This is a genomic window from Kitasatospora sp. NPDC040550 (assembly GCF_055594965.1).
On record NZ_JBVIWC010000020.1, the window covers coordinates 147863 to 163487 of the forward strand.

At 70.6% G+C, this 15625-nt stretch carries 14 protein-coding genes; 2 read left to right on the top strand and 12 right to left on the bottom strand.

From position 1 onward, the window contains the following. Positions 1 to 175 precede the first annotated feature (175 nt). Positions 176 to 592, top strand: a complete 417-nt coding sequence (locus tag ACZ58X_RS27385) for a hypothetical protein (protein WP_470336240.1) — start codon at positions 176 to 178, stop codon at positions 590 to 592. 29 nt (positions 593 to 621) lie between these two features. Here the strand turns inward: ACZ58X_RS27385 and ACZ58X_RS27390 are convergent, their stop codons facing one another. The 3 genes from ACZ58X_RS27390 to ACZ58X_RS27400 all read right to left on the bottom strand — a co-directional run bounded on the left by ACZ58X_RS27390 (position 622) and on the right by ACZ58X_RS27400 (position 1355). Beyond that, the gene (locus tag ACZ58X_RS27390; protein ID WP_470336241.1) at positions 622 to 906 is read right to left on the bottom strand and encodes a hypothetical protein; all 285 of its coding nucleotides are present in this window, start codon (positions 904 to 906) and stop codon (positions 622 to 624) included. Between the two features lie 144 nt (positions 907 to 1050). Next, on the bottom strand, positions 1051 to 1191 hold the full coding sequence (locus tag ACZ58X_RS27395) for a hypothetical protein (RefSeq protein WP_470336242.1): 141 nt from the start codon (positions 1189 to 1191) through the stop codon (positions 1051 to 1053). Next, positions 1191 to 1355, bottom strand: a complete 165-nt coding sequence (locus ACZ58X_RS27400) for a hypothetical protein (RefSeq protein WP_470336243.1) — start codon at positions 1353 to 1355, stop codon at positions 1191 to 1193. The genes ACZ58X_RS27395 and ACZ58X_RS27400 overlap by 1 nt, the downstream gene beginning before the upstream one ends. Positions 1356 to 1576: 221 nt before the next feature. On the opposite strand from ACZ58X_RS27400, the gene mobF reads away from it, so the two are divergent. After that, complete coding sequence (mobF, locus tag ACZ58X_RS27405; RefSeq protein ID WP_470336244.1) at positions 1577 to 6733, top strand: MobF family relaxase; 5157 nt, start codon at positions 1577 to 1579, stop codon at positions 6731 to 6733. Positions 6734 to 6793: 60 nt separating this feature from the next. Here the strand turns inward: mobF and ACZ58X_RS27410 are convergent, their stop codons facing one another. The 9 genes from ACZ58X_RS27410 to ACZ58X_RS27450 form a co-directional block, all read right to left on the bottom strand. Then, positions 6794 to 8653 carry an AlbA family DNA-binding domain-containing protein gene (locus ACZ58X_RS27410; protein ID WP_470336245.1) on the bottom strand — a complete coding sequence of 620 codons (1860 nt, stop codon included), beginning with the start codon at positions 8651 to 8653 and terminating at the stop codon, positions 6794 to 6796. A 102-nt stretch (positions 8654 to 8755) separates the two neighbouring features. After that, on the bottom strand, positions 8756 to 9442 hold the full coding sequence (locus ACZ58X_RS27415) for a hypothetical protein (RefSeq protein ID WP_470336246.1): 687 nt from the start codon (positions 9440 to 9442) through the stop codon (positions 8756 to 8758). A gap of 313 nt (positions 9443 to 9755) precedes the next feature. Continuing rightward, positions 9756 to 10985 carry a nucleotidyl transferase AbiEii/AbiGii toxin family protein gene (locus ACZ58X_RS27420; protein ID WP_470336247.1) on the bottom strand — a complete coding sequence of 410 codons (1230 nt, stop codon included), beginning with the start codon at positions 10983 to 10985 and terminating at the stop codon, positions 9756 to 9758. Between the two features lie 7 nt (positions 10986 to 10992). After that, positions 10993 to 11430 carry a hypothetical protein gene (locus ACZ58X_RS27425; protein WP_470336248.1) on the bottom strand — a complete coding sequence of 146 codons (438 nt, stop codon included), beginning with the start codon at positions 11428 to 11430 and terminating at the stop codon, positions 10993 to 10995. Between the two features lie 37 nt (positions 11431 to 11467). Beyond that, entirely contained in the window at positions 11468 to 12319 is an 852-nt protein-coding gene (locus tag ACZ58X_RS27430; protein ID WP_470336249.1) for a hypothetical protein, read from the bottom strand. Beyond that, a complete protein-coding gene (locus tag ACZ58X_RS27435; protein WP_470336250.1) occupies positions 12316 to 12840 on the bottom strand; it encodes a hypothetical protein in 525 nt (174 codons plus the stop codon). Before ACZ58X_RS27435 ends, ACZ58X_RS27430 begins: the two co-directional genes overlap by 4 nt. After that, positions 12833 to 14320 carry a type IV secretory system conjugative DNA transfer family protein gene (locus ACZ58X_RS27440; protein WP_470336251.1) on the bottom strand — a complete coding sequence of 496 codons (1488 nt, stop codon included), beginning with the start codon at positions 14318 to 14320 and terminating at the stop codon, positions 12833 to 12835. The genes ACZ58X_RS27435 and ACZ58X_RS27440 overlap by 8 nt, the downstream gene beginning before the upstream one ends. Beyond that, entirely contained in the window at positions 14317 to 15309 is a 993-nt protein-coding gene (locus ACZ58X_RS27445) for a hypothetical protein (protein ID WP_470336252.1), read from the bottom strand. Before ACZ58X_RS27445 ends, ACZ58X_RS27440 begins: the two co-directional genes overlap by 4 nt. Next, entirely contained in the window at positions 15306 to 15614 is a 309-nt protein-coding gene (locus ACZ58X_RS27450; protein ID WP_143660106.1) for a hypothetical protein, read from the bottom strand. Before ACZ58X_RS27450 ends, ACZ58X_RS27445 begins: the two co-directional genes overlap by 4 nt. Positions 15615 to 15625 lie beyond the last annotated feature (11 nt).

The window sequence follows — 15625 nt, forward strand, 5'->3', positions numbered from 1 at the left end:
AGGCAGACGCCCAGACCACAGGTAAGGCCGGACCCCGCCCCCGACCTGCGGCGATGCTCACACTCGACCGAGAGTAAGCAGATCGACCGCCCTGCCCGCCTCCGTTTCCACCGCCCCGAAGGGTCGTTGAGCAACGAGCCGCAGACGACGACCGCCACGTGAAGGAGCGACCGGAATGACGGACCCTGTGCTCTACGCCGTTGAGTACGACCCCAGACCCGCACCGCTGCCCTGCCTGAAGTGCGGTGTGCTGGTCGAGCACAGCAGCGAACCGTTGATCTTCGCCTACCCTGCCCAAGGCCCGAGCGGTGTCCTGTGCGAACCATGCCGCGATCGAGCACCTGAACCGGTGAAGACCTACTACCTTGCCACGCTGGCCGGCAACATCACCCTCGCCGCACAGGTGTGCAACCTCATGGGCGTCGAAGCAGGTCCCGGAGAGGCCGCCTCAGCCATCCCCATGCCGGCCCCGGCCATGGGCCTTGACGAGGCCCTGCGGCGCGCCGCCGAGACGCCGGAAGTTCGAGCAGCCCTTGAGCAGCGGGAGAAGGCACGAAGGGCCGCCTCCGTCTACCTAGTGCCGGCCAGCTGAGCCTCAGTCGCTCGTACGGCGGCGTCAGGTCAGAGGCGCCCTGCACCGCCGCGGAGCTTCCGCAGGAGATCGCTCAGCAGCTCGGCGTCTGCCGCGTCCATCAGCGTGATCACCGCGGTGCCGCGTAGTGCGGAGGCGACGGTGCGGAGGTCCTCATCGCTGTAGCCGGAGGCGACGACGAGCAGGTCCGCGTCGCTGTAGTCGTTCATGCGCAGGCCCAGATCGTTCATCCGCTCGACCAGCACGCGGAGCGCACCCGCGGTATCGACAGCCTGGCGGGTGAGGTCAGCAAGATCATCGGTCCGGTTCGCCATGTCTCCAGGATGGCCTGGGGGAGACCAGCCGTCAGGGCGAGGTATCGGGCACTTCGCGGACGAGGGGTTCGGGGCCGGCATACAGGGCGGTCCGTGCCTGCTCGGCGTCGAGGAGTACCGCGAACTCTTCGAACGCCACCGCCATCACCTCTTCCGGGTGGGCTGCTGGCCCTCGGGCGCCCGACGTACGGCCAGTTGCGCGGCGCCGCGAGCCACCATTTGCTCACGGGCCGCGTCGTCCAGGGTGTTGTCGGTGAGCGCGGCCAGGACCTGTCGCCACAGCATCACCGCTCGCGCCCGATGTGAGGCGAGGGCACCGCGGTGTCGGGCGCGGCAGCGTCGTGCTCCTTGTCGTCACCGGGCCAGCAGCCGAACGGGCCATCGGGCTGTTCAGGCGTGGCACCGAGGATGCCGGGGCCCTTGGTTCGATGCGGCGGCAGCGGAATCACGTCGGTCACCCTACGCGGCCGCCAGCAGTCGGTGGAGACCGAGGCCCTCCTCTCGCCACCGCGGACCTAGTCATGCGACATCGCCGACCTGCTCTCCGACAACGTCGCCCGCAAGCTCCGATGCTCCCTGACCGCCACCACCAGCTGACACCGCACTGTGCCTCCCGCTGAAGCAACTCTGCGTTCCGCAGTTGCTCTGACCTGCACCGACGCTCGTCATCATGATCTGTGCCAGATCATCCAGCCACACCATGTGCATTACCTTTGGCATATGCGTCCCGATCAAATACGATCACCATCATGAACGACTCGCTCACGCTCTCCTCGGCCCCGCGCCTGAGCGTGTCGAGAGGGCGGCGTGGACGCCCTTGCTGACGATCCATCCCGTCAGCGCCGGCACCGGTATCGACTACCTCCTCAGCACCGTCGCGAGCGACGACCGGACCCTCGGCGTCAAGGAGAACGCGGACCACTGGGCCGCCGGGGCCGACACCCCTGGAACCTGGATCGGCCTTGGTGCTGATGCCCTCGGCCTCGCCGGTGAGGTCTCCCAGGAACACGCGGACGCCCTGTTCAAGTTCGGCGAAGACCCGATCACCGGTGAAGCCCTGGGGCGCCGCTGGCGTCAGTACAAGACGGTCGAACAGCGATACGCCGAGCGGCTTCGCCTGGAGCCCCAGGCATCCGTTGCCCGCAAGAAGGAGCTCCGGGACCAGGTCGAGCGTGAGGGCGAGCGCTCGGCCCGCGCCGGATGGGAGATGGTCGTCGCCCCCGTCAAGTCCTTCGCCGTGGCGTACGCCCTGGCGGACGACGAGGGACGGGAGAAGCTCCTCCAGATCGAGGAGCGGGCCTTCCTCAAGATGTGGAACCGCATCGAAGCCGACGCCGCCTACGCGCGCATCGGAGCCAACGGCGTGGCCCAAATACCCACCGACGGACTGACCGCAGCCATCTTCGTCCACCGCTCCAGCCGTGCCGGCGACCCCGCCTTCCACCGGCACATCGCCATCAGCTCGAAGGTCTTCGCCGACGGCAAGTGGCTCGCCCTCGACGCCCGCCCTCTTCACCGTCAGCGCGTCACCTTCGGCGAGATCTACGCCGCCGAGCTCGAACGCGGCATGGCGCAGGACCTCGGGATCACCGCTGTCGAACGTGAGGACAGCCTCAGCTTCGACAAGCGCCCGGTCCGCGAGTTCCGCGGCATCGGCAAGGAGCTGATCAGCGAGTTCTCCACCCGGCGTAAGCAGACCGAGCGCCACCTGCGGACACTGATGTCCACGTTCCGGCAGCGCGAGGGCCGGGAGCCGAACCGTGCCGAGGCGTACCAGCTCGCCCAGGCAGCCGCCCTCACCGACCGTCCTGACAAGGAACTACGGAGCCCCGAGGACGAACGCGCCCACTGGCGCGACCGGGCCCGCCGCCGAGGGCTCCGTCGCCCCGAGCAGGTCCTCGCTCTCGGCCGCGAGGAGTCCGACCGTGCCAGCCGGCGGGCCACCGACACCCCGGAGGCCCACGCTCTGGAGGCGCGTCGGGTGACCCGCCTGGAGGACATCCCCGCCGCCGCAGTGAGAGTCCTCGAACAGCAACGCGAGACCTGGACCCGGCCCAACGCCGAGGCCGAGGTCGTGCGTCAGCTCGTCTCCAGCGGACTGCACATCACCCTCGAAGGCCGCTTCGAGGAAGCCGTCCAGCAGCTCACGACCGCCACGCTCTCCGTCGAGCACTGCGAGCTCGTGGACATGCCCGAGCTGCTGCCCGTCCCTGCCGCCTACCGGCGCGCGGACGGCACCTCCCTCTTCCACGACGCCGGGTGCACGCGCTTCACCTCCCACCGCATCAAGGCAGCGGAGCGAGCAGTCGTGCAGGCCGCGAAAGCCCCGGCCGCCGTGCGCCGCCTGACCCACGCGCAGATATCCGCCGCGCTGCACGCCGGCCACGCGCAGCGCGGGTTCACCCCCAGCGAGGAACAGCTCGCGATCGTCCACGGCGTGTTCACCGGCGACCGCCAAGTCCAGGCGATCATCGGCCGAGCCGGCGCAGGCAAGACCACAATCATGGCCCTGATCCGCGAAGTGGGCGACGCCTACGGCATCCCGGTCATCGGCATGTCCAACGGACAGATCCAGGCGGATGTCCTCGCGGAAGAAGCCGCCATCCGTACGGAGAACATCCGACGCTGGCTCACGATGAGCGAGCTGGTCTCCCCCGGCGCGCCGAACTGGAGCCTGCCTGCCGGGGCCATCGTCATCGTGGACGAGGCGGGCCAGGCGGCCTCGACCGACATGGCCAGCCTCCTTCACCAGGTGACGGCCGCAGGGGGCCGACTCCTCCCCGTCGGTGACCCGCTCCAGCTCGGTGCGCCTGGGCCCGGTGGCCTTCTAGCCCAGATCGAGGAAGACGCGGGTGCGCTCTACCTGACCGAGGTCCGACGCTTCCGCGACCACGACGGCAAGCTTCGGACCTGGGAGATCGAGGCATCGAAGGCACTCGCCGAGGGCGACTCCACCAGCTCCTTCCAGGCGTACCACTCCCGCGGCCGCATCCACTTCGGCAGTGCCGACGCCATGGCTGCCGAAGCGTACGAGGCATGGCTCAGGGACACCAAGGACGGCCTCGTCTCCATCCTCATCGCACCCGACAACGCGACCGCCTCGGCCCTGTCCGCCCGCGCCCGTGACGATCGCGTCAGCGCCGGCCTCGTCGACTCGGCCAGGACCATCCGCCTGCGCGACGGAAACGAGCTCGGCGCCGGCGACCGAATCGTCACCCGAGCCATCGACCGCCGAATCCGCGTCCGCGGAGGCCGCGGATACGTCCGCAACGGCGACCTCTGGACCGTCACCAAGGTCCGTCGCGACGGCAGCCTCGTCGTACGCTCCGACCAGTCCAAGGCCAGCGCCGTGCTGCCTGCCGCGTACGTCGAGCAGTCCGTCGAGCTCGGCTACGCCATCACCAAGGACCGTGCACAGGGCATCACCACGGACACCGCGCATGCCCTCTTCTCGGCCGGTATGACGCGCAACGCCGCGTACCCCTCGGCGACGCGCGGCAAGTACGAGAACCACATCTACCTCGTTGTCACGCCGGAGATCGAGCCGATCGTCGGTGCCCCGGACCCGGTGCGGACCGCCCGCCAGGCGTGGGCTCAGATCGTCGGCAGGGACGGCACGACCCGCTCGGCCACCGTGGCACAGCGCGAATCCCTCGACGCCGCCGAAGCCCTTCACACCCTGGTTCCCCGGCTGCGGTTCACCCTCGACGACATCGTGGGCGAACAGCTCCTCCGTGAAATCGGCGACCGAATCCCGATGGCCCAGGCCATCGTCACGGCCGAGGCCTGGCCCGCGCTTCGGGACGTCCTCACCCGGATCGAGGCCGGCGGCGAGGATCCGGTCGCCGCGCTTGAGCGCGCCATCCCCACGCGCGGCTTCGGCGACGCGGACGACGTCGCCGCCGTCCTCCACTGGCGTCTGCACACCGACGACCGGGTCCTGCACGCCCTCGACCAGGCGGAACACCAGACCGGCGCCCTGGGGACGGGGGCCGATCTTCTCGCCCGCCTCCACCTCGTGGTTCCGGCCAGTCACAAGGGCGAGAAGGCGGAGTACGCCCACGCCCTCGCCGAGGCCATCGCGGCCCGCACGGAGGAGCTGGCCACCACCGCTGCCGAGGAAGCGACCCTCGGCGAGGGCTGGGCAGCCGCCTACGGCCGACAGCCCGAAGACCCCGAAGACGTTCGCCTCTGGCGCTCCCGATTGGCATCCGCCGCCGCGTACCGCGACCTCGCCCAGCTCGTTGGCGACGAGCCGCTCGGCCCGGCCCCCGCGCCTGGCCCCGATCACGTTCGCCGTATCTGGAGGGACGCCCAGCCCACCCTGGAGGAGGCCGTGTCCAGCGCCCGGGTGCTCGCCGCCGCCGACGCGGGTGCCCGCTGGCTGGACGCCCTCGGTCCTGTCCCCTTCGACGGCGACCCGCGTCGAGAACTCTGGATCCAGGCGGCCACCGCGATCGACCTGTACCGCGAGCGGTGGGACTACGGCCGCGAGGACCTGTCCCTGGGGAGCCGGCCCGCCGAGCCCGTACAGGCCCTCGACTACGACCTGGCCCATGCCGCCGTCGACCGCTTCCGCCAGGCGACGCCTCCCTCCAGCGCGCCGGAGGAGGACGACCGAGCACGCCTCCAGGACGTCGCCCGGCGCGGGGAACTCGGCACGATCCGGGCGCGGGAGGCCGCGCGCGCGGCTGACGAAGCACATGAGGCAAGGCGCTCCGCCGAGGCATCCGAGCAGGCCGCCGAGGACATCCGCAACCGGGCCGCGGCCGCGCGAAAGGCCCTGGAGAACCCGCAGCGGCGCGACGAGCGCGACGCCCTTCACGCGCGTCACGAGCGTCTCGCCGAGCTCGCGGCGCGTGCCGCCGAGGTCGCAAACGCGTCGCAGGCCCGGGCGCAGCAGGCCGAGGATGCCGCCCGCCGTCTAGCGGCGGAGGGCCTGGAGGCGCGTGCCGCCGCTCAGGCCGGACGTGATGCCGAGCGGGCACTGGACGCGCTCGGCCAGGAACCGGTCCCGGCTCCCGCAGGCTGGCGACAGCGACCGTTCGGGGCCCTCATGGGGAACGCCCTGCGGACCGCGGAGTCGTCTGCGCTGTCCCGAGCGCGTCTTGCCGACACGGAAGCCGAGGCGGCATTCGCTCGTGCAGACGAGCTCGCCGCGGACGCCGCGCCCGGTGGTCGGATCGACGTGGAGACTGCTGCACAGGCGCGTCGCGTGGCGGCCATCCGTGACCTGCGTCATGCGCAGGATCAGTTGGCTGTGGCCGAGTCGGACCATGCTGCTGCAACGGACCGCCTGGTCGGCTCGACGTCTCAGTTGGAGGAGACCGGACGCTTCGGACGTCTCTTCCTGCGAGGCGACGACAGGCGTGCCGTCGAGGAGCAGCGGGCCCAAGCCGTGGAAGATCTCGCCGACGCCAAGCGGCGCAGGACCGCGTGGCGCGAGGAGATCGAGACGGCCGCGCCCGTTGCTGGCGAGCCCAGTGAGCACGACCAGTTCCTGGAGCAGTGGGAACAGCTCGGCGGAACCGAGGAGGCCGTGGCCGCCAAGGAGAAGGAGATCGCCGCAGCGGACTCCACGCGCGCCCGTACCACCGGCGACCGGATGCGCCGCCGGGCTGAGGCGCAGCGGCAGCGTGCCCTCGAACTCCGCAAGGAGGTCGCCGTACGGGCCACGATGGATCCCGAACTGCGACGGGCGGAAGAGACTGAGCGTGCCCAGGCGGCCGAGGCCGAGGAGCAGCGCCGTGCCCACGACGCTGCCCAGGCGGCCGTACGGCAGCAACTCGACGACGAGCAGAACCGGCGCGACGGGCACCGGTACTGACGAGGCCGCCCACCGGCGGTGTTCGCGCCGGGGCCGACTTCGGCCCCCTCCGCGCAGCGGCTACCTGTGCGCCGCCTCCGGGGCGTCGACGAAGCCGAAACCGTGAAGCATCCGGTCCAGCGCCTCCCGCAGCAGGCGCTTCCGGTCAGCGGGCGGCAGGAGGACCCCCGTTCGCAGGGTGACGGACATGCGCGTCAACGGACGCCGATCGGTCGCCCCCAGCGGTGCCAGATCCACGACGTCGTCCAAAGGCATCTGCGGTGCCCCGTCGTGGCGCTGGCCGGCGGAGATCCCCAGCTCGACTGCCGGGACATCAGCCCACCTCATTGCCGCGGGGTCGTCGACAAGCACCCGTGCGGCGTGATCGGAAGCGGTCTCCCAGGCAGCCTGGAACACAGCCTCCACTTCCTCCCAGGACAGGCGCTCCTCCCGGCCCGTGCCGTCACCGGGGGACACCGCCTCCCGCCACGACGGCAGATCAACGCACAGCTCGGCGCAGGCCACGGCAGCCGGATCGAGCTGAGTGGGAAGCGTCGCCATCACGTTCGCCGCCAGTGCGCGCCCACCCGCGGCACCCACGAAACCGCTCGAGTAGCTGACGGCGTCCGAGGCATTCCTGTGCGGCCCCGATTCCCAGGAGGAGGCCCGCCAGGACATCCCCCGACGCTCCGAGAGGATCGACGCCACGCCGGCGAGCGGCGAGAACGGAAGCATGTCGGCGAGCTCCCGGCGGCGTGCAGGGCTGATGACGGAGCCCGACAGATCCGCCCACGGCAAGGTGACCGTCGCCCGCACACGCAGCGATGGCTCCGGCCCGCTCGTCCAGTTCCGGGACCCCCGCGTCACCTCGAAGCTCGGCGGCTGGCGCGGCTCCCACCGCCATCCAGAGCCGTCGGCCGCCCGTACGAGCTGTCCACGGCCCCAACGGCCGCCGTCAAGATCCACGCGTTCCGCGTCCTCGCCGATCACCTCGTGCGCCATGGATCTCGGTGGCGCGTACGGGTAGCCGATCGCTGCGAGCGGAGAGCCAGGAGCACCACTTCCAGCCTCGACGAGTGCCCGCCACACCGGCTCCGCTACGGCGACCGGCCGCTGATGAGGGAGTGCGCACAGGACCCATCCGGTGCGCGCCGGCGGCCGCGGCGCGAAGTGCTGTAGGACGCCGACTCCGCCGTCGTCCCAGTGGACTTCGGAACTTGGCTCGCCCACCGGAGCGTCGCGGGTCAGAGCGGCGTACGCCTCACGGAACTCCTGTTCCCGCGACGGTAGTCCCTGTCCAACCCGGTACCGAGGTTGCTCAGATCGCCGGGCCTCCGCTCTGCCGACCGCGTCTTCGACGAGTTCCGCGAGGGCCGCAGCCCCGGGACGTTCCTGAGCTGCCAGCCCTGCGGAGAGCAGGCGGTGAATATCCGACCGGGGCAGCCAGGTCGTGCCATCCGCTTCGCGGATCGGCACCGCTACCTTCGTATTGCTCAGGCGACCCGGCTTTCCGACAGGCGCCTCGACGAGGTACGGAAGGTTCCCAGCCGGCTGCGGGGGGATGTCGATGTAGACGCACAGCAGCTCGCCGTCGCGGTCGATGCGCTCGATAGCGACGTCCCGCGGGGCAGGTGTGATCCGCTCCTTCATGAGGTCGCGGAGCTGCTTGACATCGAGGGTGACCGGCCCGAGAGGAGCGAGTTCCTCCAGGACCTCGCGGCCGTGCTGCTCAAGGGTTCGGATGCCGAAGACGATGAGTCCGCCGTGCTCGGTGTTCGCAAAGGCCGCCACGTGCTTCGCCAAGGACTCCGCTCCCTGGGGACTCCGGAGGTCGTACAGCTGGGCCTTCGCGTCGAGCCACTGGGACTCGCGCAAACCGAGAAGCGCAGCGGGGTCTCCCGCCCGCAGGGCGGCCCGTGCGCCGCCGAGGTCTATCGCCATCGGGTCAGTATCGCCGCGCCGGGGACCTTGAACGACGAGGTTTCTCGATCTGGAACGACGATGGGCGGCCCCGGAGGAGCCGCCCCTCGTCAGCGTGCTGCTTCAGCCCGTGGAGCGGGCCTTCACCACTGCGGCCGGCAGCTGAGCGTCGACGAGACCGGGCGCCCCGGTGAGCATCACCACGACGTTGCCCGTGCGGACGGCCACCTGCTTGAGCACCGTGGTGGAGGCCCCGCTGGCGACGGTCATGGTGTGCGCGTACCGCTCATCGCCGAGGTCCGAGGGCGCACTCGCGCTGCCGATCTCGATCTTCACGGGAGTGGTACCTGACGTCATCGTGAAGCTCGGGCAGGACTCGTACGCCTTGAACAGGGCCCGGGTGCCCTCGGACAGCTTGGCCGGAGTATCGCTGTGAAGCTCCTCGCCCAACGTCGAGTTCCCCGTTGATCCAGCGGTGTATGCGAACCCTGCCTTCGCCTTCACGGCGAACGCGAGCTCGCCGTCCTGGGCGCTGTCGCCTAGCTTCTCCAGGGCCGGGCAGCCCGTGATGCCGACGTCGCTTCGCTGCTTCCCGCTGTCCGGCACCTCCGTGTACCCCTGGCCCAGATCGGCGGAGGTGAGGAGCCGCCGGTGCAGCTCGGACTGGCTCACCGGAGGTGTGGTCGTGTCCTCGCCGGCCGCGGCGCTGTTGGCGGCGCCGGGGTGGCTGGTGCCGCTCGCGCTGCTGCAGCCGACGGCGGCCAAGGCGACGAGCGCGGCCAGGGCGAGTCCGGTGGTGCGGTTGTTCATGGAGACCCCCTGGGTGTGTAGGGGGCGACTATAACCACGAGCCCGGACAACGCCGGAGGTCAGGCCCCGTCGTCGGGGCAGCACTGGGAGGCCAGCTTGATCATCCGGAGAGGGTTCCCGGCTCCGGTGTGGACCTCGCAGTCCGGGGACCATTCGGAGATCCCGCCGCAACGGTGGCGCGGGCACGGGCACGGTGGGTCAGGCTTCCCGTTGGGCATGAAGCTGTGCATCTCGGGCCAAGACGGGGGGATGGTGCTCATGGTGCTCTCGATCTGTTCGTCGTACGTCGCCGGCGGCTGGTGGAGTTCGCGCGTCAGGCGCGGACCGCCCGCTGCTGATGAGGTGTCGCTGCCGTGGCGCGCGCCATCACCGATACCCGGGTGGGCTCGGCCTGGGCGGCGACCTGACCGTTAATCTCCCGTCGGATGACGGTCTCAGCCGCGCGCTCCTCGGGGGTCAGTTCCGACCGGCGTGCGACCTCCGTCTTCGCGAGGTCGGCTTGGCCGCGGAGTTCGTTCGCCTGCCCGCGGAGTTCCTGAGCCCGGGCCTCCTTCCGCTCGACGTCTTCACGCTCGCTGTTGGCGGCGCGCTGGACGATCTCGTCGTCCGCACCCATGTCCCGAAGCGATGAGGCGAGAGAGCCGCCGCCCGACGCCTCGAAGTTGTCGCGCATCCACTTCGCCTCGCGCTCCGACTCCTCTGCGACGGCCTCAGCCGCATCGGCGAGCTGCCGGGACTTCGCCCCGGTCACCATCAGCTCGTGGTCGGTCATGAGTGACTGCGGGGAGTTCTCCGCGATCCGGTCCGCAGCCCCCTCGGCCTGATCGGGCAGCAGCGCGCTGATCCCGGCCGCCGGGCCGGCGGCATCGACCGCCAGTGGATTCGGCTTCGCCGGTGCCAGCTCCCCGGCCCACGAGAGGATGTTCTGGCGCACCTCGGCGGCCTTGAACGCGTCCACCGCGTACACGGCGAACTTCTCGTCGGGGATCTCCGCGACCTTGCCCAGTTGCGAGCGGAAGACGACCTCGTTGACGGGGTGAGGGTTCGCCGCCAGGTACTCGTCGACGACCTCGGCCCCCAGCATCGCGTTCATCTCGGACAGGTCGACGTAGTCCTTGGCCTCGGTACGCCAGGCCACGGCTTCCGCCTTCATCTGCACGCAGTCCTGGACCGACATGACCCGGATGCCGTCGATGTCGGCGGGGAAGTACCGCATCTCCATCGGGACCATCTGGATGGTCACCGGGGAGACGTCCAGGCGCTCGGGGTCGCGTACGCCCAGGTTCGCGGCCTGGTCCATGGCCCAGACCTTCTCGACCTCGACCTGGTAGCCGGCCGCCGTGAGCGCGGCGATCACCTCGGCCCGTGCCTGCACGGCGTCCGTGCCGGTGTCGGGCATGTTGAACAGGTCGATGTCATCGACCGGTCTCTCGGCCAGGCCGTGGGCCCGCAGCGCCATGCTGCCGGCGAGCGCGTAGTCGTACCTCTCCCCCACGGCATCCAGGGCGATCCGGGCTATCCGCCACTTCTCGTCTTCGTGCACGCGTCAGTCACCGCCCGGTGAGCTCGGGGAACCGGCTCTCCCACACACGCATGATCGGTTCCTCGGCCAGCCCGGGGCCCCAGAGGGACTTCAGCAACGTGCGGTTGAGCAGGCTCGCCTGCTGTTCGGCGGTCCCATCGGTCAGCACCAGGCGGTACAGCTCCCAAAGGGCACCCGAATCGGTCGTGTCGACCTCAGCGGGAACTGCCTCCCGTACGAGGTCGTCCGGGACCTGGATCTTGCCCGTCGAAGGACCGGTCAGGGCTTCGATGTGGGTGACGACGGCGAAGCCGTTGGACGCGCGCCACCGGCTGAGGGCGGGATCGGCCATAGCGTGTGCGATGTCCGGGGCGATCCGTCCAGCCGCCACCGCCTGCTGGAGCCGCTCCTGCTGAGCGGCTCGGGCGCGCTCTCCTCGCTCGCGGGGAATGGGAGTGCTGTTCATCGAGGTCTCCTTGTCGTGGTGGGGCAGTCGAGTCAGCCTAGGAAGCCTGCGCGACGGGCATGGTAGGGGCGAGCCACCGGAAGGCCTGCCGGTGCGCGAGGGTGATGTCGCCCTCCACCAGACCTTCGTCGCCCTGGGCGAAGCGCCACAGCAGCTTGCGCAGTTCCGCAGACCCGGCGGCCGCGGCACGACCCGAGTCCCGGGTGGTACCGACGAGAACGTGGACCAGCGCGGCGATGTCGCTCTGGACCTCGGAGAGCTCGATCGTGGCGGTACGTCGGCCGCGGAGTACACCGCCCGTGGGCTGCTCGAACGTCACAGAGGCCAGCGACCGCGACACCGAGGCGTTGCGCGCCGGGTATGGGACGGACCAGTGGGTGGTCAGCCAGGGCGCGACCACCTCCGGGACCCGGATGGTCCATGTGTCCGTCGAACCGTCCTGCTGTGCGACGGCGGTGGACAGCGCGGAACGACGCGCCTGGTGCCAGGCTTCGTCATCCCCGTCGTACGCGACGGCAGGTGACCGGTCGGGGAGGATGGCGAACAGCGGGAACGCGTCAGCCACATCGAGGATGGACACGAGCCCGTCGCGCCGAGGCCACCCCGGCTGGGCCGGCTCGGCGTCGGCGGTGCGCCACCACTCGATCGGCTGGTTCAGGGCGTGGCGGGCGTACGGCCAGCCCATGACCTTGGTGAACTGGTTCCCGACGGCGTCCCGGCCCAGGAGCAGGGCTACGGACTCTACGTAGGGCGGGATCGTCAGACGCATCTGAAGCTGGCGGCGCAGGGCTTCGCCGGTGTCGCCCGAGAGGTCGGCGCCAGCGGCCCAGCGGGGCCAGATGCGGCCAACCGGGGTGGTGGCGGTCGTCGGCGGCACGGGTACGGTCACTGCTCTACTCCCTGTCGGATCATCTCGTGCAGGCCGGGGTGCTGGGCCGCGGCCGTCATGTCGTCCGAGACCTTGGAATGGACCTCGAAGACGCGGTCGGTGTCCTTGAACTCCCGCGCCCGCTGCTCGGTGTGCTTCTGCGGACCGCACTCCTGAAGCGACAGGCGCGGCATCGTCCGGTACAGGGCGTCGATCCACTCGACCTCGGCCGTGTCCCGCTTGCTCCCCGGGGTGTATGTCCTGACCCAGGAGACGAACAGTGCCGTCAGGTGCTCCCGGACGTCCTTGTGCTCGTACCAGCACGGCGTGACGTGGGCGTGCGTCCACGGGTACGTACGGACCAGCCAGTGGACCCAGGTCCGAAGCTCGGCCAGGCGCTCGCGGCGGACGGGCGGCTCCATCGCTTCCCAGACCCACCCGGCCAGGTCGACCTCCTCGTCCTCGGCATCGTCGAGGATCTCGCCGGTGGTCTCGTCGACGTTGAGGTCGGCGGGATCGTCGAGGGACAGTTCGTCAGGCACGTGCCAGCTCCTTCTGGGCGGTGGGCTCGTTGATCAGCTGTTGGAGGTCCTCGTCCTTGAACGTCATCCGCAGGCGGACCCGCACCGGCTTCTGGTTGCCGTACTGCACGACGGCGGTCCCGTCCTCCAGCTGCTGGAGTTCGTGGATGGGGGCGAGGTCGCGTTCGCTCGTGGAGGTGGTGCTGGAGTGGCCGCCGTCGCTGCCCCGCGTCACGGTTGCCCGTTTCACCTCGGCGCGGCCGAGCATGGTGTTGAAGTACTTCAGCGTCTCGGGGTCGGCGACGCCGGGGAGCAGCATCCGCAATGGTGAGGCGGAGAAGACAGTGTTCGCCTTGTCGTCGCCGAGCGAGGTGCGCAGCTGGGAGAGGTCGTGCCAGATCGTGAGCATCACGATCCCCTGGCCGCGGCCGGTCGTGAGCACCGTCGCGAGGTCCGGGTACCGGAGGACGTTGCCGGCCTCGTCGATCAGCAGGCCGAGAGCGGGAGACAGCGGCTTGCCGGTGCGGCCGTACTGGGTCTCGGCGGCGTGGATCACCGAGGCGATCAGCGCGGTGATGAGCGGCGCGAAGCGCTTGCTGTCCGACGCGGAGGCGACGATCGCGATGGTGCCGCCCTTGGCGAGGACCTCTTCGGCGGTGAAGTCGCTGCCCGAGCTGGTCTCCCGTACGGCCTTGTCCTGGTAGACGCGGGCGATCACGTTGAGCGTGAGCTGGACCGATCCCTGGCCGTCGGCGTGCAGTCGCCGCCACGGTGAGGCGTAGTCCTCCGCGGCCTCGGTGAAGCCGGCGTCGAGCAGGATGCCTTCGACGGTGTCGGCGGCGTCCTTCCCCAGCGACAGCCAGCGGCGGAAGGCGGTGATGCCTTCCCCGGACACGCGGGCCGCCAGGAGGAGGCCCTTGATGATGGGCTGCGCCTGCTCCAGCCAGGTCTGGGCCTTGGGGTCCGAACTGTTCGAGGAGGCCTCGGCGAGCCACTTGGCCATCTGGTCGGCGTCTTCTTCGGTCTTGCAGTACTCCACCGGGGACCACCGGGCCGTCGCGCGGCCGGGTATGCCCTTGGGGGCGACGACGTAGACCGGCCCGAGTGCCGCCCGGCGGGCGTAGATCATGTCCAGGTCGGACGCCTTGACGGTCGTGATCACCAAGGGGCCGGCCCACTCCAGGGCGTTCGGCAGCAGGAGGCCCATGGACTTTCCGGAGCCCGGGACACCGAAGGCCAGACCGGACAGGCAGGGCTCACCGGCGACGAGCTTCTTCGTCACGGTGCCCCGTCCGGCGATCAGCCGGTCCGTACGGGTGGCGAGCTCCTGCTCGGCACGCAGGTGCTTCTCCACCCGGCGGCCGCCCCAGGTCGCGCCGTCGCCTTGGCGCTCCCACGGCTTGAGCACCATCGCGGCGACCGGGGCGGCGACACCGAGCAGCGCCCAGGGACCGTACTGCATCAGACCATCGCCCCCGAAGAGCGAGGGAACGTCGGTCATGAGGGCCTCCTGGACACGGAGTTGATCGGCAGGTTGAGGGAGCGGGCGTCCTTCGCGGCGGACAGGGCCGCACGGACGCGGGCGACCCCTGTGGCGTTGGTGTCGGGATCCACCGCAGTCACCAGGTCGAGAGAGCTGTAGGGCGGAGGCGTCGGCGTGGGGGCCGCGTGGCGCTCGGGCCCCGTCGCCGCGCGTCGCTCTGAGGCCTTGATCCGGTGGTGGTCCTCGCTTCGCTCTGCGCAGCGGGGGCACGGAGTCCCCGTGTCGAGCCCCACGCCGTCCTCGCACCGCGGGTCCGGGCAGGCTCCGGGCCGCAGCAGGGCTATCGCGACCCCGACGGGGCTCTGGATCGAGGCAGCCTTGACCGCGTAGCCGTGCGCCCACCAGCGGCGCAGCACCCGGGCGCACAGGTCCTCGGGTGTACGACCGGCGGCGAGAGCAGCCTCTGCGGCGGACTGGATGGCGGTGGGGAGGGGGGACGGCAGCAGGGCGGTGAGCTGTCCCGGCAGGGAATCGAGTACGGCTCGCACCGATGCGGCGGTGACCAGCTCGATGTCCTCCGGGAGGACTCGCGGTTCGGCGGGGCGCCGCGGCGCGGTGCCCCGCTCGGCTGGGGTCGTCGGCTGTGCCTCCGAGGTCTGCGCCGATTCGACGGTGACGGTGACCGCGTCAGAGTGCCGGGCCCGCACCGCTTCAAGTTCCTCGGCGGTGAGCGGGGTGTCGAAGGCGAACAGGTCGGTGGCCCACCGCCCGCCGCGATCCTCGTGCTTGACTCGGACCAGGTGGCCGGAGGCGATCAGGGCGCGGGCGGCGGCGTGCAGTCGCCGCGCGGGCAGGCCGCGCTCCTCCGCGATCGCGGCCAGAGCGACCGGATGCCCGTCCGGAGCTTCCAGGAAGGTGGACAGGAGGCCATCGGCGACCGCATCGAGTCCGGGGCGTCGGCCAGCTCGCTGGACGACCCGTTCGTCGCGGCCTCGGAAGATCCTCACGATTCACCTCCAGCGGGGTAGACGGCGAAGCCGTCGTGGAAAGGCAGCAGTACGCAGGGCTGGGCCCAGAACGCGGTGGCGTGGCGGGCCAGCGCCTCCGCGGTGGCGTCGGCCGGAAGGCAGACCAGCGGCTCGTAGCGCTGCTCGTGGCAGCAGCCGCAGGTGAAGAAGGCCCACCAGCCGCCGACCCGGCCCGGGGCCCAGCCGGGCCCGGAGGCCGGGTAGGACTGCTCGAAGACCGTCTGGCCGAGCAGCGGAGGTCCGGGCGCGTGGGCCCGCACACCAGCAGGGGCAGGAGCGTTCATGGAGCAGTCCC